At 63.2% G+C, this 25015-nt stretch carries 24 protein-coding genes; 7 read left to right on the top strand and 17 right to left on the bottom strand.

The window, feature by feature from the left end; all coding sequences use genetic code 11:
• Window positions 1–381 precede the first annotated feature (381 nt).
• Window positions 382–873: a hypothetical protein gene (locus tag JI744_RS07435; protein ID WP_202659060.1), complete on the top strand. Its 492-nt coding sequence runs from the start codon at window positions 382–384 to the stop codon at window positions 871–873.
• A 430-nt stretch (window positions 874–1303) separates the two neighbouring features.
• Here the strand turns inward: JI744_RS07435 and JI744_RS07430 are convergent, their stop codons facing one another.
• The 3 genes from JI744_RS07430 to hisA form a co-directional block, all read right to left on the bottom strand.
• The gene (locus tag JI744_RS07430) at window positions 1304–1615 is read right to left on the bottom strand and encodes a phosphoribosyl-ATP diphosphatase (protein WP_202659059.1); all 312 of its coding nucleotides are present in this window, start codon (window positions 1613–1615) and stop codon (window positions 1304–1306) included.
• Window positions 1615–2373: an imidazole glycerol phosphate synthase subunit HisF gene (gene hisF / locus JI744_RS07425; RefSeq protein ID WP_202659058.1), complete on the bottom strand. Its 759-nt coding sequence runs from the start codon at window positions 2371–2373 to the stop codon at window positions 1615–1617. The genes JI744_RS07430 and hisF overlap by 1 nt, the downstream gene beginning before the upstream one ends.
• 83 nt (window positions 2374–2456) lie before the next feature.
• Window positions 2457–3176, bottom strand: a complete 720-nt coding sequence (gene hisA / locus JI744_RS07420) for a 1-(5-phosphoribosyl)-5-[(5-phosphoribosylamino)methylideneamino]imidazole-4-carboxamide isomerase (protein WP_202659057.1) — start codon at window positions 3174–3176, stop codon at window positions 2457–2459.
• Between the two features lie 139 nt (window positions 3177–3315).
• Between hisA and JI744_RS07415 the strand changes: the two genes are divergently transcribed.
• The gene (locus JI744_RS07415; protein ID WP_202659056.1) at window positions 3316–3705 is read left to right on the top strand and encodes a DUF2147 domain-containing protein; all 390 of its coding nucleotides are present in this window, start codon (window positions 3316–3318) and stop codon (window positions 3703–3705) included.
• A gap of 9 nt (window positions 3706–3714) precedes the next feature.
• Here the strand turns inward: JI744_RS07415 and JI744_RS07410 are convergent, their stop codons facing one another.
• Window positions 3715–4308 (bottom strand): LysE family translocator, encoded by a 594-nt coding sequence (locus JI744_RS07410; RefSeq protein WP_202659055.1) that lies wholly within the window; start codon window positions 4306–4308, stop codon window positions 3715–3717.
• A 72-nt stretch (window positions 4309–4380) separates the two neighbouring features.
• On the opposite strand from JI744_RS07410, the gene JI744_RS07405 reads away from it, so the two are divergent.
• Window positions 4381–4833, top strand: a complete 453-nt coding sequence (locus JI744_RS07405; protein ID WP_202659054.1) for an Lrp/AsnC family transcriptional regulator — start codon at window positions 4381–4383, stop codon at window positions 4831–4833.
• Between the two features lie 18 nt (window positions 4834–4851).
• On the opposite strand, the gene JI744_RS07400 is transcribed toward JI744_RS07405, so the two are convergent.
• Window positions 4852–5553, bottom strand: a complete 702-nt coding sequence (locus JI744_RS07400) for a DUF1223 domain-containing protein (RefSeq protein ID WP_202659402.1) — start codon at window positions 5551–5553, stop codon at window positions 4852–4854.
• 226 nt (window positions 5554–5779) lie between these two features.
• Between JI744_RS07400 and acnA the strand changes: the two genes are divergently transcribed.
• The 3 genes from acnA (at window position 5780) to JI744_RS07385 (ending at window position 9542) form a co-directional block, all read left to right on the top strand.
• Window positions 5780–8533, top strand: coding sequence for an aconitate hydratase AcnA (acnA, locus tag JI744_RS07395; RefSeq protein ID WP_202659053.1), 2754 nt, complete (start codon window positions 5780–5782; stop codon window positions 8531–8533).
• Window positions 8534–8621: 88 nt separating this feature from the next.
• Window positions 8622–9332, top strand: a complete 711-nt coding sequence (locus JI744_RS07390) for a gamma-glutamylcyclotransferase (RefSeq protein WP_202659052.1) — start codon at window positions 8622–8624, stop codon at window positions 9330–9332.
• 69 nt (window positions 9333–9401) lie between these two features.
• Window positions 9402–9542 carry a hypothetical protein gene (locus tag JI744_RS07385; protein WP_202659051.1) on the top strand — a complete coding sequence of 47 codons (141 nt, stop codon included), beginning with the start codon at window positions 9402–9404 and terminating at the stop codon, window positions 9540–9542.
• Window positions 9543–9549: 7 nt separating this feature from the next.
• Here the strand turns inward: JI744_RS07385 and JI744_RS07380 are convergent, their stop codons facing one another.
• From JI744_RS07380 to uvrA, 6 genes are read right to left on the bottom strand one after another with little or no spacing between them, the layout of a single operon-like run.
• Window positions 9550–10071, bottom strand: a complete 522-nt coding sequence (locus JI744_RS07380; protein WP_202659050.1) for a DsbE family thiol:disulfide interchange protein — start codon at window positions 10069–10071, stop codon at window positions 9550–9552.
• Between the two features lie 7 nt (window positions 10072–10078).
• Window positions 10079–10237 carry a heme exporter protein CcmD gene (gene ccmD, locus JI744_RS07375; protein WP_202659049.1) on the bottom strand — a complete coding sequence of 53 codons (159 nt, stop codon included), beginning with the start codon at window positions 10235–10237 and terminating at the stop codon, window positions 10079–10081.
• A complete protein-coding gene (locus JI744_RS07370) occupies window positions 10234–10962 on the bottom strand; it encodes a heme ABC transporter permease (protein ID WP_202659048.1) in 729 nt (242 codons plus the stop codon). The genes ccmD and JI744_RS07370 overlap by 4 nt, the downstream gene beginning before the upstream one ends.
• Window positions 10963–10984: 22 nt before the next feature.
• Window positions 10985–11641, bottom strand: a complete 657-nt coding sequence (ccmB, locus tag JI744_RS07365) for a heme exporter protein CcmB (RefSeq protein WP_202659047.1) — start codon at window positions 11639–11641, stop codon at window positions 10985–10987.
• Entirely contained in the window at window positions 11638–12267 is a 630-nt protein-coding gene (ccmA, locus tag JI744_RS07360) for a heme ABC exporter ATP-binding protein CcmA (RefSeq protein WP_202659046.1), read from the bottom strand. The genes ccmB and ccmA overlap by 4 nt, the downstream gene beginning before the upstream one ends.
• A 39-nt stretch (window positions 12268–12306) precedes the next feature.
• Window positions 12307–15162, bottom strand: a complete 2856-nt coding sequence (uvrA, locus tag JI744_RS07355; RefSeq protein ID WP_202659045.1) for an excinuclease ABC subunit UvrA — start codon at window positions 15160–15162, stop codon at window positions 12307–12309.
• Between the two features lie 170 nt (window positions 15163–15332).
• On the opposite strand from uvrA, the gene JI744_RS07350 reads away from it, so the two are divergent.
• Window positions 15333–15686, top strand: a complete 354-nt coding sequence (locus tag JI744_RS07350) for a rhodanese-like domain-containing protein (RefSeq protein ID WP_202659044.1) — start codon at window positions 15333–15335, stop codon at window positions 15684–15686.
• On the opposite strand, the gene JI744_RS07345 is transcribed toward JI744_RS07350, so the two are convergent.
• The 6 genes from JI744_RS07345 to JI744_RS07320 form a co-directional block, all read right to left on the bottom strand.
• On the bottom strand, window positions 15676–16833 hold the full coding sequence (locus JI744_RS07345; protein WP_202659043.1) for an MFS transporter: 1158 nt from the start codon (window positions 16831–16833) through the stop codon (window positions 15676–15678). The two genes, JI744_RS07350 and JI744_RS07345, sit on opposite strands and share 11 nt — an antisense overlap.
• A gap of 60 nt (window positions 16834–16893) precedes the next feature.
• Complete coding sequence (gene lpdA, locus JI744_RS07340) at window positions 16894–18288, bottom strand: dihydrolipoyl dehydrogenase (protein ID WP_202659042.1); 1395 nt, start codon at window positions 18286–18288, stop codon at window positions 16894–16896.
• Window positions 18289–18379: 91 nt separating this feature from the next.
• Window positions 18380–18967 carry a DUF924 family protein gene (locus tag JI744_RS07335; RefSeq protein WP_202659041.1) on the bottom strand — a complete coding sequence of 196 codons (588 nt, stop codon included), beginning with the start codon at window positions 18965–18967 and terminating at the stop codon, window positions 18380–18382.
• Between the two features lie 62 nt (window positions 18968–19029).
• The gene (locus tag JI744_RS07330) at window positions 19030–20247 is read right to left on the bottom strand and encodes an MFS transporter (protein WP_202659040.1); all 1218 of its coding nucleotides are present in this window, start codon (window positions 20245–20247) and stop codon (window positions 19030–19032) included.
• A gap of 350 nt (window positions 20248–20597) precedes the next feature.
• A complete protein-coding gene (gene queA / locus JI744_RS07325; protein WP_202659039.1) occupies window positions 20598–21629 on the bottom strand; it encodes a tRNA preQ1(34) S-adenosylmethionine ribosyltransferase-isomerase QueA in 1032 nt (343 codons plus the stop codon).
• On the bottom strand, window positions 21626–24979 hold the full coding sequence (locus JI744_RS07320) for a YhdP family protein (RefSeq protein ID WP_202659038.1): 3354 nt from the start codon (window positions 24977–24979) through the stop codon (window positions 21626–21628). The genes queA and JI744_RS07320 overlap by 4 nt, the downstream gene beginning before the upstream one ends.
• Window positions 24980–25015: the final 36 nt, after the last annotated feature.

The raw sequence follows: 25015 nt of genomic DNA, 5'->3' as shown, positions 1-25015 counted from the left end.
TTCTGAGGTCATGGCCCTTGATAGAGTGGCCGCAGAGTCCTGTCAACAGTCAACGGCCACCGATCTAGCGGCCTCATGGCGTGGCCCCTGAGGTATACCCTAGCGATCATCCATCGCGCACCAGATCAGGACGCGGCCAGCGATCAGCCAGCGCGGGAGAAGGTCACGGCAGGAAAGCCTATCGGTGTCCGGCGGGTGCGGTGAAGAAGGCCCACGGGGGGTATCGCGCGGCCACACCTGTCTAGGTCAGCCGCTCAAATTTTTGTGGCAATTTTCGGCGTAAGTCTGACAACTGCTTAGATAGTTGTGGAAAGCCTCCTTCACATTACGGCAGAGGTGGCAGGAGATCACTGCTCGCAGAGCACTTACACGGGGAAAACAATGCTTGGCTGGATCAAACGCAAGGTAGAAATTTCTTCAGCGAAAGCAGCCACTGAAGACATAGAACGTCAAATAGCAATGCTAAAGGGCGCAGATGACGACGACCTCGGCCTCCTGATCGCATCGGCAACATTCTATCGTTTCTTTCTGAATCAGCATGGAGTTGTGCCATCGGGAGCGTTCGACTTGGGCGAGGTGCGCGATGCAGAGGGCTGTGATTTCTTCCCAATGGAACTGAACCGATTGATCCGAGAAGCGCAAAAGGAAGGAAATCCCGTTGGTGCTGCCGGTCTTATGATCCTGCTGCACTCGGCCAGAGCAATAAACATGCCAGAATTGCGGTTTCTAGGGCGATCAATGTGGAAAGAGCTCCAACGAGGGATGCCCTTTGCGCCAAACTACCTTCCTTCACTCTTTCAAGCGGCAGGGATTCCTTACAACGGTGACTCTGGATCAGTATACTTCATTCCGGGTGGCCTAGAGCCTCGCTGAAACACTGCCAGATAGGTTGTCGTCCGCCGGTGTTCGGCTTAATCTAGGCACACAAATCCACCACGTCAGGCACACACGCCTGACCACCGGGTCGGCCAAAGGTCCACGCAAGGACTTGATATATAAAAGAATATCCGGCGATCTGCCGAGTTTGATTAATCCCAAGCTCGCCTACCGCCGGAGCCAAATATCCCTGACTTCATTGGGAAAATTGGCGAAACACAGAACTTACCACCCAACAATGCGCAGGACTTCCAGGCTAGCGGGGCGCGCTGGAGAGGTAACTTCCGTTGATCTGTGCTTTTCCGTCAATCTTGGCAAAGCGCCGCAGTCTTAAGCGCGTACCCTGCCTAACACCAACCATCAAATCTGCGTAATACTGGCAGGTTCACACAGCCAGGCCTGATCGCTGCGGACGTTGGCCCCGATGTTACCCGCGACCTGCCTTTTCGGCGATGCCTGACACCCCTTCGCGGCGGTCGAGTTCCGCCAGAACCTGATCCAGCGTCACGTCGCGCGCGGCGAGCATGACGAGCAGATGGTACAGCACATCCGCCGCCTCGGTGGTCAACTTGTCCCGGTCACCCTTGACCGCCTCGATGATCGCCTCGATGGCTTCCTCACCGAATTTCTCGGCACATTTCTCGGGGCCTTTGGCGAACAGCTTGGCGGTCCAACTGGTATCCGGGTCTGCGCCCTTGCGGCTGGCGATGGTGGTGTAAAGGCGGGAAAGTGTATCCATCACAACCTCATCGGAATGCCGGCGGCGGCCATGTGGGCTTTGGCTTCGCTGATGGTAAAGGTGCCGAAGTGGAAGATCGAAGCCGCCAGCACCGCGCTTGCGTGGCCTTCGGTAACGCCCTCGACAAGGTGATCGAGTGTGCCGACACCGCCGCTGGCGATCACCGGAATATCCACGGCATCGGCAATCGCGCGGGTCAGGGGCAAGTTGTAGCCGCCCTTGGTGCCGTCGCGATCCATGCTGGTCAGCAGAATCTCTCCTGCGCCCTTGGCGGCCACCAGACGGGCGAACTCCACCGCGTCGATGCCGGTAGATTTGCGGCCACCGTGGGTGAAAATCTCCCACTTGCCGGGGGCGACAGTTTTCGCGTCAATCGCCACGACGATACACTGGCTGCCGAAACGATCCGCCGCCTCGGCCACGACATCGGGGTTGGCTACGGCGGCGGAGTTGAACGACACCTTGTCCGCCCCGGCCAGCAGCAGCGCGCGCACGTCGTGATGTGTGCGCACCCCGCCCCCCACTGTCAGCGGCATGAAGCATTGCTCGGCCGTGCGGGTCACGAGGTCAAACATCGTGCCGCGGTTTTCATGGGTGGCGTGGATGTCAAGAAAGGTCAGCTCATCCGCGCCCGCTGCGTCATAGGCCTTGGCGGCCTCGACCGGGTCGCCCGCATCGATCAGGTTGACGAAGTTTACGCCCTTGACCACGCGGCCATCGGCGACATCAAGGCAGGGGATGATGCGGGTTTTCAGCATGGGGGAAACCTAGCGCCTTGGGGCTGGCGGGGAAAGGGGGCGTTGCCCCCTTGGACCCCCAGAGTATTTTTGCCAAGAGGAAGTCAGGAGCGCAGAGCGTGCAGGGCGCCGGTCAGATCAATCGCCCCGTCATAGAGCGCCCGGCCCGAGATGGCGCCAGCGATCACGCCGGTATCGCGTAGCGCGATCAGGTCTTCCATGCGGGACACGCCGCCGCTGGCGATGACGGGAATGGTCACGGCGCGGGCAAGGGCCTCGGTCGCCTCGATGTTGGGGCCCTGCATCGCGCCGTCGCGGTCGATGTCGGTATAGATGATGGCGGCCACACCGGCGTCTTCAAAGCTGCGGGCAAGGTCGGTCGCCTGCACGGTGGTTTCGGTGGCCCAGCCCTTGGTGGCGACAAAGCCTTTGCGGGCGTCGATGCCGACGGCAACCTTGCCGGGGAAAGCCTTGGCCGCTTCGCGGACCAGCGCGGGGTTTTCCACCGCTACGGTGCCTAGGATTACGCGCGACAGGCCCTTTTCCAGCCACATCGCGATGGTCGCCATATCGCGGATACCGCCGCCCAGTTGCGCGGGCACCTTGACGGCCGCCAAGATGCCCTCGACCGCCGCCGCGTTGACCGGCTGCCCGGCGAAGGCACCGTTGAGGTCCACCAGATGCAGCCATTCGCAGCCCGCATCCTGAAACTTCAGCGCCTGGGCCGCCGGGTCATCGCCAAAGACGGTGGCCGCCGACATTTCTCCGCGCAACAGTCGCACGCATTGACCGTCTTTCAGGTCGATCGCGGGATACAGGATCATCGGGGCCCTCGCTGGCACTGGTCGCGCCCCCTTTGGCACGGGATCGGCGCTTTGCCAAGGGCGCGACCCGACGTCAGGCTTGATCGCAAGCCCCCGCCTGCCCGATGATCGCCCGAGGAATTGGGAGGAGGAACCCGCGATGAAAAAGCTGATTTTGGCCGCCGTGCTGTCGGTCACTGCCGGGGCGGCGTTTGCAGATCCGGTTGAAGGGGTGTGGAAGACCAAGCCTGATGACAATGGCAAGTTTGGCTATGTCCAGATCAAGCCCTGCGGCCCGGCGTTCTGCGGCACGCTGATCAAGGCCTTTGACGAGACGGGCAAAGAGATCGACAGCCCCAATGTCGGCAAAAAGATCGTCTGGGACATGGTGGCCTACCCCGACGGGGTTTATGACGACGGCAAGATCTGGTCGCCCGACCGCGACAAGACCTATTCGTCGGACATGACGCTGTCGGGCAATGCGCTGGCTGTGCGGGGCTGTGTGTTCGGCATCTGCCGCGATGGCGGCACCTGGACGCGGGTCAAGTAACGGGGCACCTTACATTTTCAGCACCGGCCAGAGCGAGGCGACCAGCGCCAGCGCCATGACTCCGTTGAAAAGGCGCAGGCGACGCGGGTCGGACAATAGGGTGCGCAGCGCCTCGCCCGCCCAAGCCCAGAGGCTGACGGTCGGCAGGTTGACCAGGGCAAAGATGCCCGCCACCCAGCCGATCTGCGCCAGCCGCCCGTCGGGCGCATAGACCGCAATCGCCCCAAGGGCCATGGCCCAAGCCTTGGGGTTGACCCATTGAAAGGCTGCCGCTTGCAGAAAGGTCATCGGGCGCGCGCCCGCCCTGCCCTGCCCCGGCGCAGCCGAGCCTGCAATTTTCCAAGCCAGCCATAGCATATAACCGACCGCCGCCACCTTCAGCGCCAGCATCCCCGGCGGCCAGGCATGCAGCACCCCGGCAAGGCCCAAACCCGTCGCACAGGCCAAGACGGCAAAGCCGACCGAAATGCCCAGCATATGCGGAATCGTGCGGCGGATGCCAAAATTGGCCCCCGAAGCCATCAGCATCAGGTTGTTCGGCCCCGGCGTGACCGAGGTGACGAAGGCAAAAGACAAAAGCGCGAAGAGGATTTCGGTATTCATACCGCAATCATGCAGCACGCGATGTGGCGAAGGATTGCAAATATTGCAGATAGAAAGGTATATCTGCAATCTATGACCAAACTTGATGCCATCAATGAACACATATTGCAGGAGCTGTCCCGCAACGGCCGGATTCCGAATCTGGAGCTGGCCGAAAAGGTCGGCCTGTCCCCCTCAACCTGCCTGCGCCGGGTGCAAGAGATGGAGCGGTCGGGCCTGATCAAAGGTTATCGCGCGGTGCTGGACCCCGAAAAGCGCGGCATCGGCTTTGTCGCCTATGTGGCGGTGGGGTTGAACGACCACACCAAGGCGGGGCAGGAATCGTTTGAACGCGCGGTGTCGCGCGCATCGCAGGTGCGCGAGTGTCACAACATCACCGGCACGGTGGAATATCTGCTGCGGGTCGAGGTGGAGGATCTTGCGGCCTACAAGCACTGGCATACCGAAATGCTGGGCGTGCTGCCGCAGGTCCGCTCGATCACGACCTATGTGGTGATGGGTAGTGCCAAGGATGACCGGGCGTGAGATAACCGGGCCCGAAGCCTATTTAAGCGACGCCGCCGCCACGATGTTCGACGGCCCCTGATTTTGCAGGATCACAACCACGGGGCTTGGCCCCGGCGCCTCGGCCTCTACCTCCAGCGGGGCTTTGCCGGGCCATTCGCCCAGTCGCTGCCAGTCGGTCACGATGTTGGAATAGGTGACAATCTGGCCCTGATTTTCGCCGCCCTCGATCTCGACCGTCTGTTGCGGCTGATAGCGCACAAGCTGCACCACAACCGCTTGCGGCAGGGGCGGGTTGGCGGCGGCGCGAATCATCACACGGTCGCCCATGCGTTCGATGGTCAGCTTGACCGCCGGTTGCACCGCCAGTTGCCGGGCAATCGCTGTGGCCAGTTCTTGCGCCTCGCTGCCGACGATACGCTCTTGGCCAGAGATGATCATTTGCGGCGTATAGATCATCCGCTCTCCCGAGGCGCGGGCATAGGCCTTTTGCCGGTCGGTAAAGCGGGCGTTGCCAAAGGTATCCTGCCAGCCGATGTAGTCCCAGTAATCAACATGCAGCGCCAGGGGAATCACGCCGGGTTGGTTGACCAGTTGCTCGAACACCTGGTCGGCGGGCGGACAGGACGAACAGCCTTGCGATGTGTAAAGCTCTACCACCACGCCGGTCTGGCTTTGCGCCACGACTTGCCCGGCCTGACACAGCCACAGGCCGCAGGCGGCACTGACAATCTGTCGCATCATGGTGTGGTTCCGATCCCCAAGTCTTACCTTGGTTCTACAAAACTGCCCCCGCACATGCCAATCAAGGTTTTGCGAGTGCCTGTTCCTGATGCAGTCACGGAATTGAGGGCTGGAAAATCGGCATACAATTGCATACAATGCCGGCAAGTGCAGATGATTCCCTTGCAAGGGCCTGCCCTCTTGGGCACAACCCCCGCAAGACGCCAGCCATGAGGAGGCCCGCATGACCGTTACCGTCGGACACGATAGCCAGAAGACCCGCAAGACCCTGAGCGCGGGTGGCCAGACCGTTTCTTACTATTCGATCCCCGCCGCCGAAGCGGCTGGTCTGGGCGAGTTTTCCAAGCTGCCCGCCTCGTTGAAGGTGGTGCTGGAAAACATGCTGCGTTTCGAGGACGGCAAGACCGTCAAGGTTGACGACATCAAGGCGTTTTCCGACTGGGCCAAGCTGGGTGGCAAGAACCCCATCGAAATCGCCTATCGCCCCGCCCGCGTGCTGATGCAGGATTTCACCGGCGTTCCCGCCGTGGTTGACCTTGCCGCCATGCGTGACGGCATCGCTGGCCTTGGTGGCGATGTGCAAAAGATCAACCCGCTGAACCCGGTTGACCTTGTGATCGACCACTCGGTCATGATCGACGAATTCGGCAGCCCGCGTGCCTTCCAAGCCAATGTGGAGCGCGAGTATGAGCGCAACATCGAACGCTATGTCTTTCTGAAATGGGGGCAAAAGGCGTTCAACAATTTCCGCGTCGTGCCCCCCGGCACCGGCATCTGCCATCAGGTGAACCTGGAATATCTGGCACAGACGGTATGGACCGATACCGACCAGAACGGCGATGTCGTGGCCTACCCGGATACGCTGGTCGGCACCGACAGCCACACCACCATGGTCAACGGCCTGGCCGTTCTGGGCTGGGGCGTCGGCGGGATCGAGGCTGAGGCGGCGATGCTTGGCCAGCCGGTTTCCATGCTGATTCCAGAGGTGGTCGGCTTCAAGCTGACCGGCAAGATGATGGAAGGCACCACGGCGACCGACCTGGTGCTGAAGGTCGTGCAGATGCTGCGCAAGCACGGCGTGGTGAACAAGTTCGTTGAATTCTACGGCGAAGGGCTGGATCACCTGCCGCTGGCCGACCGGGCGACCATCGCCAACATGGCCCCGGAATACGGCGCCACCTGCGGTTTCTTCCCGATCGACGGCGAAACCCTGCGCTATCTGCGCAACACGGGGCGTGAGGAATCGCGGATCGCGCTGGTCGAGGCCTATGCCAAGGCCAACGGCATGTGGCGCGGGGCGGATTACTCGCCCGTCTATACCTCGACGCTTGAACTCGACATGGGCGAGATCGTTCCGGCGATTTCCGGCCCGAAACGCCCGCAGGACTATACGCCCCTGAACCTTGCCGCCCGCAGCTTCTATAAAACCGTGGCCGAATATCGCGGCATGGACGTCTCGCTTGCGGCCAATGAGATGGCCGATCAGGGCGGCGGCGTCATCGCCCCGCCCAAGGATGCCCGCAAGACCGCAGCCGTTGAAGGCAAGGATTACACCATCCGCGACGGCTCGGTGGTGATCGCGGCCATCACCTCCTGCACCAACACCTCGAACCCCTATGTGATGATCGGGGCCGGTCTGGTCGCCCGCAAGGCGCGTGCGCTGGGGCTTAAGGCAAAGCCGTGGGTGAAAACCTCGCTCGCCCCCGGATCGCAGGTCGTGGGCGAATACCTGAACGCCGCCGGGTTGCAGGAAGATCTGGACGCGGTGGGCTTCAACCTCGTGGGTTACGGCTGCACCACCTGCATCGGCAACTCTGGCCCCTTGGGCGACCCGGCGATTTCCAAGGCGATCAACGACAATGATCTGGTCGCCACCGCCGTCCTGTCGGGCAACCGCAACTTTGAAGGGCGTATCTCGCCCGACGTGCGGGCGAACTACCTCGCCTCGCCCCCGCTGGTTGTCGCCTATGCGCTGGCGGGCGATGTGAACATCGACCTGACCAAAGACCCGATTGCCACCGGCAAGGATGGCAAGCCGGTCTATCTGAAGGACATCTGGCCGACCAACCAAGAGGTTGCCGAGCTGGTTGAGGCGACCGTCACCCGCAAGGCGTTTCAGGAAAAATACGCTGACGTGTTCAAGGGCGATGAGAAATGGCAGGCGGTCGAGACCACCGACAGCCAGACCTATGACTGGCCCGCGTCTTCGACCTATATCCAGAATCCGCCCTATTTCCGCGGCATGTCGAAAACGCCGGGCGTGATTTCCGACATCAAGGGCGCGCGCATCCTTGCGATCCTTGGTGACATGATCACCACCGACCACATCTCGCCCGCAGGTTCGTTCAAACCCACCACCCCGGCGGGCCAGTATCTGACCGAACGGCAAGTGGCCGCGCGCGACTTCAACTCTTATGGCGCCCGTCGCGGCAACCATGAGGTGATGATGCGCGGCACCTTCGCCAACATCCGCATCAAGAACGAGATGCTCGATGGCGTTGAAGGCGGTTACACCAAGGGGCCGGATGGTCAGCAGACCTCGATCTTTGATGCCTCGATGGCGCATCAGGCCGCCGGCACGCCGCTGGTGATCTTTGGCGGCGTGGAATATGGCGCGGGCTCGTCGCGCGACTGGGCGGCGAAGGGCACGGCTCTGCTGGGTGTGAAGGCCGTGGTGGCGGAATCGTTTGAACGGATCCACCGGTCGAACCTGGTCGGCATGGGCGTCATTCCGTTCGAGTTCACCGAAGGCATGACCCGCAAGTCGCTGAACCTGACCGGCAATGAGACGGTGGAAATCACCGGCCTTGCGGGTGATCTGAAACCGCTGAGCCTGGTGCCCTGCACCATCACCTATGCCGATGGCACGAAGAAGACGATCAGCATCAAGTGCCGCATCGATACCGCGATCGAAATTGAATATGTCGAAAACGGTGGTGTGCTGCATTATGTGCTGCGCAATCTTGCCGCCTCGTAAGGCCTGAAACCTTGCCAAAACGCCGCCCTTCGGGGCGGCGTTTTGCATTTGGCTTGACGCTGCCGCAACCCCGTGGCCAATTCCGCCCATGCCGCAGCGCCGCATGACCCTGACCGAAGCCCATGTCGCCCGAACGCGGCGCGAGGTGGTGTTTGATCCCGACTCCGCCGACCTGCGCGGCTGGACCCGGCTGGACGATACCGCCATTGCCGAGGCCGCCGATGTGCTGCTGGCCGAACGGCCCGCCGGCCCCCTTTGGGTGTTCGCCTATGGCTCGCTGATCTGGAAGCCAGAGTTCACCCCTGTCCGCACCCTGCCCTGCGACGCGCCTGGCTGGCACCGCGCCTTTACCATCGGACTGACAAGCTGGCGCGGCACACCGGAGGCGCCGGGCCTGATGATGGCGCTGATGCCCGGCGGCCACTGCCGGGGGTTGGCGTTACAGGTGGCAGCGGGAGAGGAACGCGCCGCCCTGATCGCCCTGATCACCCGCGAAACGCCCTATCTGGAGCTGCTGCCCTCTCGCCGCTGGCTGGTTGTGGAAACGGCAGAAGGCCAGCTGACTGCGCTGACCTTTTACGCCCCACCTTTGGCCCTGCACCTGCGGCGGGGACTGACACAGGGGCAAACGGCGGCGCTGATCGCGCGGGCTTGCGGCTATGTCGGGCCGAATTCGGAATATGTGCTGCATACAGTTGCCGCGCTGGAAGCACATGGCATTCACGACCGAAGCCTGTGGCGGCTGCAAAAGCTGGTGGCGCAGGAAATCGAGGCCTTGGAGAAAACGTCAACGAATTAAGGGCCTGTTCAAGAATCACTGGCAGAACAAAGGGACAACCCACCCGGATCACCCCTGCCGGAGATTATCATGCCCAACCGCTTTCCGCCCCTGCTGTCGCAGGCCGATTTCGATCAGCCCGCCCATCGCCCGTCTCTGCCACTGACCCTGCCTTGGGGCGAGATTCTGGTGCTGCTGATGCTGTTTCCAGTATTGGCCGCGATGGCCTGACGACGGTCTAGTTCGCCGCGCGAGCCTTTTCCAGCTCTGGCCGAAACCGCTGCTGATAGTCATCGCCCACCATCGGGCCGATGAAGCGATAGGCCACCGTGCCATCGGGCCGCAGGATGAAGGTTTCGGGCGGCGCGGTGACCCCCCAGTCCAACCGTGTCTTGCCGCGCGGATCGAACACCACTGCCGCAAAGGGATTGCCGTGTTCGTTCAGGAACCCCAGCGCATCATCGGCGCGGTCCAGCATGTTGACGCCGACCACCCGCACGCCCTCATCGCGCAGCGCGATCAGGGTCGGGTGTTCGGCGCGGCAGGGCGGACACCAGCTGGCCCAGAAGTTCACCACGGTCAGCTTGCCTTGCGTCAGGTCGGCATTCGTCACGCCGGGCAGGCCGGGCAAGGTTTCCGCGCCCAGCGGCGGTGCCACCTTGCCCACGAAAACCGAAGGCAACTGCCCAGCGTTCTCGCGCTGCATTCCGGCCCAGAACATGCCCGCCAGCGCCAGAAACAACACCGGCGGAATTGCCATCAACCACTTAGCCATTCTTGCCCTGCCGTTCCTCAACCTCGCGCAGCGCGCGTTTGACTTGTGCGCCGCGCCACAGGCTGACCGCGACCAGCGCCACGATCACGGCGATGGTCGCCGCATAGGACCACAGCACCGCGCCCGCATATTTCCCCAGATCGGGCATCATGCCAGCCTCTCTCGCGCCAACAGCGCCGCCAACCGCCGGGCGCGAATCTCGGTCCGGGTGCGCAGGAAAACCAGCGTGATGAACAACAGGACAAACCCCGCGATGCAGACCAGCAGCGGTATCCAGTACACGTCCGACACGTTTTCCTTCTTGTCCAGCGACAGGCTCGCCCCCTGATGCAGCCCTTGGTTCCAGAACAGCACCGCATAGCGTGACAGGAAGGCAAATACCGACCCCACGATGCACAGAACGCTGGTCAGATCGGCCGCCGTGTCGGGGTCATCCACCGCCGACCACAGGGCGATATAACCCAGATAGAACAACGCCAATATCAGAAACGCGGTCAACCGCGGGTCCCATGCCCACCAGGTGCCCCACATCGGCTGCCCCCAGATCGCCCCTGTCACCAGCCCGATGACGGTAAAGCAAAGCCCCACCGGCGCAGCGGCCTTAGCCGACAGCGCCGACACATGATGCCGCCGGATCAGCCAGATCAGCGATGTGACCAGCATCATCGCCCAGGCCGAGGTGGCCATCATCGCCGCCGGCACATGCAGGTAGATGATCTTGACGGTAGAGCCAAAGCGGTCAGCATCGGGCGTGAAGAAAAACCCCCAGACAAGGCCGGTCACAAGGCACAAAACCGCCAGAACGGCGACCCAAGGCAGGATCACCTCGGTCGTCTGCATGAACTTTTTGGGGTTGGCATATTCCCAGATCGACATGGCCTATCCTAGCACGAAGCCCCTAGCGCAGGTTGACGCGGATTGCCGCAGCCGCCGCAAACGGCAGCAGCGCCACCGCCCCCGCCGTGATCCCGGCAAGAAGCGCCATCGGCGTTCCGGTTGCAAGCCCCATCGCGCCACGCTTCACAACCTCGGCCCCAAAGATCAGGGTCGGCACATACATCGGCAGCACCAGCAGGCTTAGCAGCAACCCACCCCGCTTCAACCCCACGGTCAGCGCCGCGCCGAAAGCCCCGATCACCGACAGCGCGGGCGTTCCTGCCAGCAACGAGGCGACCAGCCAGCCATAGCCGGGGCCGGGCAGGTTCATCAGCACCCCCAGCACGGGCGAAACCAGCACCAGCGGCAACCCCGTCACCAGCCAATGCGCCAGCGCCTTGATCGCCACCACCCCTTCCAGCGGGATGGGGGCTGTGGCCAGCAGGTCCAGCGAGCCATCTTCGAAATCCAGCGCGAAGATACGGTCCAGCGACAGCAGGCACGACAGCAGCGCGCCGACCCACAGGATGCCGGGCGCGATTTTCGCCAGCGTGGCAGGTTCCGGGCCGACGCCAAAAGGCACCATCACGGTGACCAGCAGAAAAAACGCCAGCCCAAAGCCAAACCCGCCGCCCGCGCGCACGGCCAGCCGGATATCGCGCAGCAACAGGGCGATCATGTGAAGGCCTCATCAAACGCACCCCTGCGCCCGCCGTCCTGCGGCGCCTTCGCGCGATAGGGCGTCAGGTCCAGCACCTGCGCTTGCAGTCCAAGATCGATATGGGTGGCGATCAGCGCCGCCCCGCCCTGCGCCAGATGCCCCAAGACCGCCGCTGCGAACAGCGCGACCGAGGCTGCATCCAGCGACACCGTCGGCTCATCCATAGCCCAGACCGGCCGCCCCGCCACCAGCATCCGCGCCAGCCCCAGACGCCGCTTTTGCCCCGCCGACAGGTTCGCCCCGCGCCGGTCACGCAGGTCACGCAGGTTCATCGCATCTAGGGCATGGTCGATACCCTTGGTGCCAAAGATCGCGGCCCAGAATTCCAGATTCTCGGCGACCGTCAGCGTGGCCTTGATGCCGTCGGCATGGGCGGCATAGGCGATGGCATCGGGTGCCGCCTCGATCACGCCCTCCAGCGCCGGTTGCAGCCCCGCGATGCAGCGCAGCAGCGTGGTCTTGCCGATACCGTTCGGCCCGCGCAGCACCATCGCCCGCCCGGCGGCCAGCGACAGGCTGACGCCCTCCAGCACCGGAACGGTGCCGCGCGCGATGGACAGGTTGTGAACGGCCAGCAGCGTCATGCCCCAGCCCTACACAATGCCAAGACGCCGCGAAAGGCGCTATTCCGCCGCAACACGGCGCGGCTTCAGCATGTCTTTCAGATAGCGCCCGGTATGGCTGCGCTCGGCCCTGGCAACCTGTTCCGGCGTGCCGGTGGCGACGATCTCGCCGCCGCCATCGCCGCCCTCTGGCCCGATGTCGATGATCCAGTCGGCAGTCTTGATCACGTCAAGGTTATGCTCGATCACCACGACGGTGTTGCCCTGATCGACCAGCGCGTGCAGTACCTCCAGCAGTTTGCGCACATCCTCGAAATGCAGGCCGGTGGTCGGCTCATCGAGGATATAGAGCGTCCGCCCCGTGGCGCGGCGGCTGAGTTCCTTCGACAGCTTCACGCGCTGTGCCTCGCCCCCTGACAGCGTGGTGGCCTGTTGGCCGACCTTGATGTAGCCAAGGCCGACCTCGCATAAAGCATCCATCTTGTCGCGGATCGCCGGAACCGCCTGAAAGAACTCGCGCGCGTCTTCACAGGTCAGCTCAAGAACGTCGGCGATGCTTTTGTTCTTGAACTTGATTTCCAAGGTTTCACGGTTATAGCGGTGGCCCTTGCAGGTCTCGCAGGTCACATAGACATCGGGCAGAAAGTGCATCTCGATCTTGATGACGCCATCGCCCTGACAGGCCTCGCACCGCCCACCCTTGACGTTGAAGCTGAACCGGCCGGGCTGATAGCCGCGGGCTTTTGCTTCCGGCAGACCGGCGAACCAGTCGCGTATCGGCCCGAAGGCGCCGGTATAGGTGGCGGGGTTTGATCGCGGGGTGCGCCCAATGGCGCGCTGGTCAATGTCGATCACCTTGTCGAGGTGTTCGAACCCCTTGATCGTCTCGCACGGCGCAGGGGTTTCATGCGCGCCGTTCAGGCGCGTAGCGGCGGTCTTGAACAGGGTTTCAATCGTCAGGGTCGATTTGCCGCCCCCCGAAACGCCGGTGACGCAGACAAACTTGCCAAGCGGAAAATCGGCCGTCACCCCTTTCAGGTTGTTGCCGGTGGCCTTGACCACGGTCAGCTTCTTGCCGCTGCCAGTCCGCCGCTCTTTCGGCACAGCAATCTCGCGCGAACCGGACAGATATTGCCCGGTGATGCTGGCCGGATCGGCGGCAATCTCGGCGGGCGTTCCGCGCGAGATGATCTGGCCGCCATGCACACCCGCACCGGGGCCGATATCCAGCACATAGTCCGCCTCGCGGATCGCATCCTCGTCATGTTCGACCACAAGCACCGTATTGCCCTGATCGCGCAGGTTTTTCAGCGTGGTCAGCAGGCGGTCATTGTCGCGCTGGTGCAGGCCGATGCTGGGTTCGTCCAGCACATAGAGCACCCCTGTCAGGCCCGATCCGATCTGGCTGGCCAGCCGGATGCGCTGGCTTTCGCCGCCCGACAGGGTGCCCGCATTCCGGCTCATCGTCAGGTAATCAAGGCCGACATTCACAAGGAATCCAAGACGTTCGCGGATTTCCTTCAGGATGGCCCTGGCAATCTCATTCTTTTGCGGGCCAAGGCTGGCGGGCACCTGCCCGATCCAGTCATGGCTTTCGCGGATCGACATCTGCACCACCTGCCCCACATGCAGCCCGGCAATTTTCACCGCCAGCGCCTCAGGTTTCAGGCGATAGCCGTTGCAGGTATGGCAGGCGCGGTTGTTCTGATAGCGCTCCATCTCCTCGCGGGACCAAGCCGAGTCGGTCTCGCGGTAGCGGCGTTCCATGTTGGGGATGACGCCTTCGAACACGCGGGACACCTGATAGATGCGCCCGCCCTCGTCATAGCGGAACTCGATCTCTTCGCCCTTTGACCCATAAAGGAACAGGTCTTTCACCTTGTCCGGCAGGTCTTTCCACTTGGTCTTGCGGTCGAACCCGTAATGCTTGGCCAGCGCCTCGACCGTCTGGGTGAAATAGGGCGATTTCGATTTGGCCCAAGGTGCTATGGCCCCTTGGGTGATCGACAGGTTCTGGTCAGGCACGACCAGCCGTTCATCAAAGAACAGTTCCACCCCCAGCCCGTCGCAGGCCGGGCAGGCACCAAAGGGGGCGTTGAACGAAAACAGGCGCGGTTCGATTTCCGGGATGGTAAAGCCCGACACCGGGCAGGCGAAGTTTTCGGAATAGGTGATCCTCTCGCCTTCCCCTTCATTCGGGGCCGTCTCGATAATCGCAATCCCGTCGGCGAGGTTCAGCGCGGTGCGGAAGCTGTCGGCCAGCCGCGTCTCCAGCCCTTCGCGCACCACGATCCGGTCCACCACCACATCGATGTTGTGGCGGAATTTCTTGTCCAGCGTGGGCGGGTCTTCCAGATCGTGGAAGGTGCCGTTGACCTTGACGCGCTGAAAGCCCTGCTTCCTCAGCTCCAGAAATTCCTTGCGGTATTCGCCTTTGCGGTCACGCACGATCGGGGCCAGCAGATAGGCGCGCGTCCCCTCTGCCATCGCCATCACGGCATCGACCATATCCTGCACCTGCATCGCGGTGATCGCCAGGCCGGTGGCGGGCGAATAGGGCGTGCCAACGCGGGCGAACAGCAGGCGAAGATAGTCATAAATCTCGGTCACCGTGCCAACGGTGGACCGGGGGTTTTTTGAGGTGGTCTTTTGCTCAATCGAAATCGCAGGCGACAGGCCGCTGATATGGTCCACATCGGGCTTGCCCGCCATGTCCAGAAACTGCCGGGCATAGGCCGACAGGCTTTCAACATAACGGCGCTGCCCCTCGGCATAGATCGTGTCAAACGCCAGCGACGATTTGCCCGATCCCGACAGCCCGGTGATCACCGTCAGCTTGTCGCGCGGAATGTCCACATCGACATTCTTCAGGTTATGTTCGCGCGCGCCGCGCACCTCGATGAACTTCTGTTCCATGGTCACCCCCGACACGAAGGCCAGATGTAGGGTGAAATGCCCGAGTCTCCAACCACAAAATGTGAACCAAGAGTGAACAAACATCCCGTTGCGCAGTTTTTTGGCGGGTGGGCTTCACAAATTCAATTTCACGAATATATTCCTGCCAACCCAATCCAAAGGATCACCCCATGTTCAACCCGTTCGCCAAGGCCACCCCGCCGCTGACCTGTGCCGAGGCCATTACCAAGGCTGCGGCGGGCCAGATGACCCTGCTTGATTGCCGCGAGATGGCAGAGCTTCAAGGCTCTGGCACGGCTGCGGGGGCGGTGCATATCCCGCTGGCGCTGGTGCCGCTGAAGGCTGATCCGAAGGCGCCCGATCACGATGCGCGACTTGATCCGGCAAAGCCGGTGGCAGTGTTTTGCGCCATGGGCGGTCGGGCAGGTCGTGCGGTCGAGGTTCTGCGCGGTCTGGGATATGAGGCGCATAACATCGGCGGTTTTGGCGATTGGTGCGCAGCAGGCGGCCCCGTTACACGCTAGCGCGGCGACGGGCCTGCACCGCATGAACTGCTATACCCAAGCCTGAAAATACCAGCACGAACAGCGCAAGGCCGGACGCGCCGGCCTGCGACACCAACCAAGCCAGCAGCGGCGTGCCCGTGGTGGTGCCCAGATTGCCCAATTGCGCAATGGCTCCGGCAGCGCGGGCGCGGTCCTCTGCCACCGGGTTCAGTTGCGGGATCGAGGCGAAACTGGCCCCCTGCACGATGCCCAGGGCCGCCCCCACGGCAAGGGCAAAGCACGCCTCGGCAGCCCCTCGCCCCCAGGTGGCCCATAACCCCAGCGCCGCCAGCGCGGCCAGCGCAAAGCCAGCCTGCACCAGCCGGACCGCAGGCATCCGCCCCAGCAGCCACACCCCCAGCGTCAGCGACACGCCAATGGAAACCAAGGGCATCGCCACCCCGATGAACCCGCCCCAGCCGGGGCTTGCCAGACCGGGCAGCAGCGTTAGAACCGCAACGTAAGTGATTGTATAGCAAATAAATCCCGTCGCCGGGGCCGCCACAAAGGGCGAGGCATAGATTGCCAGATGTTCGGCCAGCACCCCCTTGCCCGCCACAGGCACCCGCGCGGGCGGCACGGGCATCAGCACCGCCAGCACCCCGGCGCAAGCCAGCATCCATGCCGCATGGGCCTGAAACAAGGCGCCCGGCCCCGCCGCCGCAATCAACCCCGGCCCCAACCAGAACAGCACCGCATAGGTCAGCCCGAAAAAGCTGGACCACAGCGTCATCGCCGCCGCCTGCCGTGCGGGTGGGGCCGCCGCCGCAATCGCCACCGGCCCCACGACCACAATCGCCAGATGAGAGGCCCCCTCCAGCACGCGGCTGAACATCATCACCGGAAAAGGCGGAAAGACCGATTGCACCAGACTGACCGCCGCCCCAAGACACAGCGCCACCAGCATCGCCCGCCGCGCGCCCACCCGTGCCACCAGCAAGCCCGCCGTCGTGCCAAAGATCAGCCCGACAATGCCGACAATCGACACCATCAAGCCAATTCCCACCCCGGCATGGCCCGCATAGGCCCGCCCCAGCACGTCGAACGCCACCGACATCTTGCCGAATTGCGCCGCCGCCCCAAGGCCCGCCGCCCAGATGGCAAAAATGGTGAAAGCCGTGCGCATAACACCTCTGATATGCAAAAGGGGGCCGAAGCCCCCTTTGGTTAGCCTAACCAGCACATCTTAGATATGCAGCGCGCGACCATAGGCGTCCAGAACAGCCTCGTGCATCATTTCCGACAGCGTGGGATGCGGGAAAACCGTGTTCATCAGGTCTTCCTCGGTGGTTTCCAGCGACCGCCCGACGACATAGCCTTGAATAAGCTCGGTCACCTCGGCCCCCACCATATGGGCGCCCAGCATCTCTCCGGTCTTGGCATCGAAGATCGTCTTGATCATGCCTTCCGCCTCACCCAGCGCAATCGCCTTGCCGTTGCCGATAAAGGGGAAACGACCGACCTTGACCGTATAGCCCGCCTCTTTGGCCTTGGCTTCGGTCAAGCCCACGCTTGCGACCTGCGGGTGGCAATAGGTGCAACCGGCGATGCTGTTCGGCTTGATCGGATGCGGATGACCGCCCGCGATCAGCTCGGCCACCATCGCGCCTTCATGGCTGGCCTTGTGCGCCAGCCACGGCGCGCCGGCAATGTCGCCAATGGCATAAAGGCCCGGCACGCCGGTGCGGCAGAATTCATCCGTCACCACATGGGTGCGGTCGATCTTGACGCCCAAAGCCTCCAGCCCAAGGTTTTCCACGTTGCCAATGATGCCGACAGCCGAAATCACCGTATCAAATTCCTGCGTCGTGGTGCCTTTGGCATCTTCCAGATGGGCCACGACCTTGCCGGGGCTGCGATCCAGTTTTTTGACCGTGGTCTTTTCCAGAATCTTCATACCCTGTTTGACAAAGGCCTTCTTGGCAAAGGTGCTGATCTCGGCATCCTCCACCGGCAGAACGCGGTCCATCACCTCAACCACGGTCGTATCTGCGCCCAGAGTGTTGAAGAAGCTGGCAAATTCGATGCCAATCGCGCCCGAACCGATGACCAGCAGCTTTTTCGGCATCCGTTTGGGTTGCAGCGCATGCCGGTAGGTCCAGACCAGATCGCCGTCCGCCTCCAGCCCCGGCAATTCGCGCGCCCGCGCACCTGTGGCAAGGATGATCGACTTGGCGGTCAGCTCCTCGGTGCCCTTGTCGGATTTGACGCTGACAACGCCCACCTTGGGCAGCGTTGCCGCCCCCATGAACACTGTGATCTTGTTCTTTTTCATCAGGTGGCCAATGCCGCCCGACAATTGCTTGGCCACACCGCGGCTGCGGGCGACCACGGCATCCAGATCAAAGGACGCGCCTTCGACCTTCAGCCCGAATTCCTTGGCGCGGTGCATCAGATGGAACACCTCGGCGCTGCGCAGCAGGGCCTTGGTCGGGATACAGCCCCAGTTCAGGCAGATGCCGCCCAAATTCTCGCGCTCGATGATCGCAACCTTCTGGCCCAACTGGGCCGCACGGATCGCCGCCACATAACCGCCCGGGCCAGCGCCCACCACGATCACGTCAAAACTTTGGCCTGCCATCGTCTCCTCCCTAAGAAAACAGTGGGCGTTTAAAGATAGTTTGGCCTTAAACTATCTGGTTCAACGAAACAACAAACATGGCGCCCTGCCTCTATGCGCCCTGTGCATGGCTATCCTGAAGAGCGCGGACCTCTGCCGCATAGCCCCCCTTGGCCAGCCACTCCTCCTCCTCTGCGGTCGAGATGCGCCCCAGCGCCGCGTTGCGCGACGGAAACCGGCCGAACCGGGCAATCACCGCCTGATGGGCGCGGGCATGCAGCGCCATTTCGGGATCAGAGGCCAGACGCTCCTCCATCAGTCGCACGGCAAGCGCCTGATCTGCCGGGTTTTCCGAATGCTCGAACGGCATATAGAAGAATTGGCGCTCCGGCTCCGGGGCGTCCATGTCCCAGCCAGCCTCTACCGCCTTGCGCGCGGCGGCCAGTGCCAACGGATCGGTCGCAAAGGCATCAGCGGTGCCCCGGTGAATATTGCGCGCAAGCTGATCGCAGATCACCAGATAGGCCAGCGTACCTGCCGGGCCATCGACCCAATGCTCCAGCCCGCCTTCGCGCGCGGCCTGCCAGATGTCGGCAAAGCGCGCGCGGCATTCGCCGTCCAGCACCTCGCCGCCGGCATACCAGCCGTCCGGGCCAACCTCGCCCAGCCAGAAATCCAGCACCTCAACCGGGTCTGCCATCTGCCGCCCTCCTGTTTCCGCTAACGTGGCAGGTTCAGGGCTGGGCCGCAATCACCCCGCGATCATTCTTTGTCCAGCACCGCCTCGACCGCCAGCGAGGAGGCCGTTGGCGACAGGCCTGAATAGCGCCCCTGCGCCTTGGGCGAACGGCGGCGCGACAAGCGCCATGCGGCATAGCCGGCCAGCAGGGCGAACAAAATCGCCAGCAGCAGGAAATACCCCGCCGGACCGACACGCTGCATCAGCCAACCTGCAACCAGCGGGCCGAAAATCGCGCCAAATCCGTTCAGAAAGATCAGACCGGAAGAGGCTGCTGGCATCTGATCTTTGGTCAGATGGTCGTTCGTGGTGGCGATCAGCAGCGAATAGAGGGGGTTGATAATGCCCCCCAGCAGCAGCGCCACGCCCAAAACCAGCGTGAATGGCAGTGTCACCGCCGCCGAAGCCGCCATCAGCACCGCCCCCGCAGCCGACAGCCACAGGATCAGCATCCGCCGATCCATCCGGTCCGACAGCCAGCCCACCGGATATTGCAGCACCAGCCCGCCGACATAAAGCGCCGCACCAAAGGCCGCGATTTGCCCGATCGTCAGCCCCCGCATCGCCCCCCAGACCGAAGCCATGCCGAACATCGCCGCATAGACGCCGCCCGTCAGCAGCATTCCCACACAGCCAAGGGGCGAGACGATGAACAGCCGACGAAAACTCATCCCCCGCGTCTCGTCAAAGGTCGGCGCGGGCGTGTCGGCCAAAAGAACCGGCATGAACGCCAATGACACCAGAACCGAAGGAATGATGAACAGCGCAAACCCCGACGGGTCGCCCTGCGCCAGCAGACCCTGGCTGGCGATGATGCCGATCATCTGCACGATCATATAGGCTGACAGGGTCTGGCCCCGGGTCTCATTGGTGGCGGTGTTGTTCAGCCAGCTTTCGGCGGTGACATAGATGCCCGAAAAGCAAAACCCGATCAGCAGCCGGAACCCCGACCAGGCCCAGACATCCACCACCAAGGGATAAAGCACCAGCACCGCCGAGATCAGCGACCCCATAGCGGAAAACACCCGCACATGCCCCACCCGGCGGATCAACCCCGGCGTCAGCCGCGACCCGCCCAGAAAGCCGACGAAATACGATGACATGATCACCGACAGCTCAAAGGTCGAAAACCCTTCCAACCCACCGCGAATGCCCAGCAAAGAGCCCTGAACCCCGTTGCCCACCATCAACAGCATAACCCCCAACAACAGGGGCCAGGATTGGGCCAGAACCTTCAGCATCGTGCACTTCCCTTACAGTCGCCCATGAACCTACCACGCCCGGCATCGCCGCGCAGCCCGATTGCGACCAGTGGCGGAATGCAGCGCCCATTGGCGCCGGTCGGCACCGGGGCGCCGCCCCGGACCCCGGGATATTTATGAACAGATGATGACCAAAGGTGACGCCCTGCCCCGAACCAACGAGGCAGGGAATCATCACCTGTTGCCGCCATCGGGATCCCTCCCTGTACGGTCAGTCCAGTCTGAAAGTTCAAGGTTAAGAAAGCCCTAAGCCCAGATCATCTGTTCATAAATATCCTCGGGGGGGCCGGGGGGCAGACGGCCCCCCGGCCTTGGCCAGAGGCGCGCCGTCAGGGGATCAGCAGCGAGGCATCGCCATAGGAAAAGAACCGATAGCCCTGCGCAATCGCATGGGCATAGATCCGGTCCATCCGGTCCTTGCCTATCAGCGCCGACACCAGCATCAGCAGCGTCGATTTCGGCAGGTGGAAATTGGTCATCAAGGCGTCGGTTACATGAAACCGGAAGCCGGGGTAGATGAAAATGTCGGTCGGCCCCACCCATGGTTCGATCTGGCCAGAACGGGCGGCGGTTTCGATCAGGCGCAGCGCGGTGGTGCCCACCGGAATAACCCTGCCGCCAGCGGCCTTGGTGGCGGCGATCTCGGCGGCGGCCTGTGGCGTCACCTCACCCCATTCGGCGTGCATCCGGTGGGTGGTCACATCCTCGACCTTCACGGGCAAAAAGGTGCCTGCGCCGACATGCAGGGTGACTTCGGTGAAGGCTATTCCCTTGTCGGCCAAGGCCTGCAACAGCGCCGCATCGAAATGCAGGCTGGCCGTGGGGGCGGCGACGGCCCCGGCATGGCGGGCAAAGACCGTTTGATAGTCATCCTTGTCCTGCGCGTCCGCCGGGCGTTTGGCGGCGATATAGGGCGGCAGCGGCATGGCCCCGGCGGCATTCAGAGCGACGTCAAAATCGGGGCCGGTCAGGTTGAAGGTCAGCCGCAAGTCGGTTTCCGATTTCTCAGCCACGGTGGCGGACAACTCGTCAGAAAAGCGGATCACTTCGCCCACCAGTACCTTGCGCAACGGCTTGGCCAGCGCGCGCCAGCCGTTTGTGGCGGGTTCCAGCAGGGTGATTTCGACCTTGGCGACCGCCTCGCCCCGCTGACGTTGGCCAAAAAGGCGCGCCGGAATGACTCGGGTGTTGTTCAGCACCAGCCGGTCGCCGGGGCGAAAAATGTCGATCAGATCGCTTACATGCAGGTCGCGGATGGAATCCCCATCGGACAGCAAAAGCCGTGCGGAGGTTCGCGGTTTGGCGGGGCGCGTGGCGATCAACTCGTCCGGCAGGTCAAAATCAAAATCGGACAGTTTCATTCCTTGCTTTCCCCCACCACGGGCGGCGGTTGGCGAAAGATCTCGCGGAACATGCCCGGCGTCAGGATCGACAGCGGATTGACCGAGACCTGCGGGTCCGTCGCCGTGCCCTTCAAGCTGTAGTTGAAGCCAAAGACCCCCTCGCCGCGCTTTGACAGCAGCGCGCCGATCCCGTTCAGCATGTAGATCGGTGAGATGACGCCCTGCATATCGACCAGCCCCGAACCGCTTTGATAGACCCCGGCCATCGACACCCCAAGTGACGCGCCAATCGCCGACCCGCGCGTGATCTGCACCGCATTGGGCGTCAGGATCAGGTCGCCATCCACCTCGGCAAAGACAAGGCCGGATCCGTCGAGCTGCTCCAGCAACCCCACCACGCTGATCGCGTTCAGCAGTTCGGCCAGCACATTGGCGTTGCGCACCCGGACCCCGGTGATCCGCGCCTTGCCGTCATAGGCCCCGCCGGATTTGCGCGGCACCAGAACCAAGCTCAGCTTGCCGCCATGGGCGCTTTGAAAGATGCCCGCATCGCGCATGACGGCCCCGGCATCCTCGGACACCAGCCGCACCGAGGTGCCATAAGGTGCGGGCAGGATATTGCCCGCCACCGCCGCCCCGCCGTTGACCGCGGCCCGGAAATCGCCGTTGATCCCGCCAGCCAGTGAAAAATCCCCACGAAACCCGGTCAGCGTGATCGACTGCGCCACCACCAGCCGGTCCAGCGACAGCGAAAGCGGCCCGCCGCCCTGCCCCGACCCCTTGCGCGCCGAGGCGGGCGGCAGCTTGCGCAGATCAACCGTGCCAGAGGTCATCGCCAACCCCACAGGCCGCCCCTTGCCGCGCCCGGTGATGGTGACCGCACCGTTCAACCAGCCCGCCAGCGACACTTTGGGAAAGCTGGCCTTGTCCAGTCCGCCCCCGGGTTTCATGCTGACCGCGCCTTCGGCCTTCAGGCTGGCGGCATCCAAAACCAGACGCTCCACCCCGGGCGTGGCCCCCAGCGTCACATCAGCCTCCAGCCGTCCCGCCGTGGCGGCGGGTTTGGTCCAGCCGACATCGGGCAGCCGCAGGGTGATACCCGCAAGGTTCGAGGTCAGGCGCAGCTTGCCCGGCTGGTTCTTTTGCAGATCAATCGCCACATTCGCCCGCCCGGTTCCCGAAACCGTGCCATCGGGCAAGCCAAGGCCAAATTCGTCCGCGGCCCCCTGCGACAGCGCGACGGTGCCTTCGATCCGCGCCTTGCCGCGCTCCTCCGGGGCAAAGCCCTGATGATAGGTGGCATCAAAGGGCACACCGCCGATCAGCCCCGGCCCGCTGATTGTAAGACCGCTCCTGTCGGCCTGAACCTGCATGGCATCGGCCGTAATCACACGCCCCGGCACCAGAACATCGGAGCGAAAGTGGCTGACTTGCGCCGTCACCTGATAGGTCACATCCTGAACCAAAACCTTGGGCTTCAGGGGCAAATGCAGCACCGCCTGCAACTGCGCCTCGCCCTCGCCCAGATCAACCGGCTTGTCGGCTTTGGTCAGGAACTGGAACGGCGGCTGATCCAGCAGCGACAGCGCCGCCGTCAGGCTGGACCGCGCCTTGAGCCGTATCTCCGCTTGTGCCGGTTTCTGGGTGATATCGGGCACCATAAAGACCGATCCGGCCATGTCGATGTCGCCGCCAAGGGGTGGCGTCACCTTGCCGCGTGACAGCACGATGGTGTTGGTCTTGCCTTCAATCGTGGCATAACCATACCCCTCGCGGATCGGCGGCAGGCTGGGCACGAACCGCACATCGGCGTTTTCAAAGCTGTAACCCAGATGCAGGCGCGGTTCCTGCCCCGGCAGAATGCGCAGCGCGGCCTTCACGTCGAACAGCTTGCCTTGCAGAATGTTTTTCTGCACCCATTCGCGGGTTTTCGGCACCAGCCGCACCGGCCACAAAGCCACCAGCTTGTCATGGGCAATCTTGTTCAGGCTAAGATCGAACGAGGCCGTCCAGCCTTGCGCATCGGCACTGGCAACCCCGCGCGCCAAAAGGCGGCGGTCATCCTCGGCCAGGGCCAGTTGCCCGACCTCGACCCGAAACGGGTTGACGCGCAGCCGCAGGTCCAGTGCGCCGGCGCTGAACTGGGCGGGTTCCTGAAACAGTCCCTCAGGGTCGATCTTCACATCACGAAAGCGGATCTGGGTCAGAAAGGTTTCGGGCAGCATGGCCCCCAAAGGCCCCAGCATCCTCTGCCCGGCCGCATCCAGCAAATAGGTCTGCCCGTCGGCCTGCAACTTCAGCGCCGGGCCATCCACCGCCAGATCGTCCATAACCAGCCTGCCGTGGTCGGGATCAAGATGCAGCACGATCCGCGCATCGGTGAACAGAACTGGCTGCGCGGCGGGTGTCGGGCGCAAGGCCCCCGCGCCGATGTTAAGCTCTCCCTCCAGCGCTGACAGACCGGCCGAGCGCAGAGTGGTAGCCAGCCGACCCGAAATCGGTGCATCCAGCGCTCCAAGCGGCGCCAGAACTGGCGCGAGCGAAGCCAGATCGGGGGCGGAAATACCATCAAACCGGGCCTCCAGCCGGGCCTCGTCCGATTTCTTTTGCGTGACAAGCGTCAGCGTGGCGCGCCCGGCCACGCCCTCTGCCCCGCTGGCGGTGACGCCCAACTCGGCGGCCAGCGCATCGGGGCGGTTTTCAACCGTCATGCGGCCATCACCCAGTTCCCACACCCGGCCCGTGCGGTCATCGGTCAGCCGCAGGGTCAGGGCCTCGGCCTCAACCGATTTCAGGCTGGCGGCGGCGGGCTGGGCCATCGCCTTGTCGGCAAGGTCGAACAACTGGGCAAAGCTGGTGATCTGCGGCACCGCTCCGCCGCCACCAAAGGCAAAGTCATACTGGCCCTGCGCATCGCGGCGCACAGAAATGCGCGCGCCCGACAGCAGCAGGCTTTGCGGCTGCAACCGCCCACGCAGCAAAGCCGCCGGGTCCAGCGACATCCGCAATTCCGGCAGCGCCAGCAACGCCGCCCCATCCGGCTTGAGCAGGCGCAGATCGTCCAGCCGGATGCGTGGCACCCAGTCATCATCGACTGCCACCTCCATCCCGCCAATGGCAACCGAACTGTCGGGCATCACCGGCCCGACCATGGCATTCAGCCGCGATTCGACCTCTGCCACTGCCCAGACCGGCAGCCGGATGGGCCGTCCGGTCAGGCCATAGCCTGCGACCACAACCAGAAAGGCCAGCAATACCAGAAAAATGCGCAGCCCAAGGCCGGTACGGTGGCGCTTGCGCGGACGGGGCGATACCGGGCGTTCCGGTGGGTCCCCCCCCTCCTCGCCCTTGTCTTGCGCCGCCGTCATGCCTGCCTGTCCTTGCCTGTAACCCTTCGGTGCGGG

The organism is Fuscibacter oryzae, from assembly GCF_016765795.1.
Lineage (GTDB): Bacteria > Pseudomonadota > Alphaproteobacteria > Rhodobacterales > Rhodobacteraceae > Fuscibacter > Fuscibacter oryzae.
Note: the sequence above shows the minus strand (reverse complement) of the source record. Positions and strands in the feature narration are given on the sequence as shown.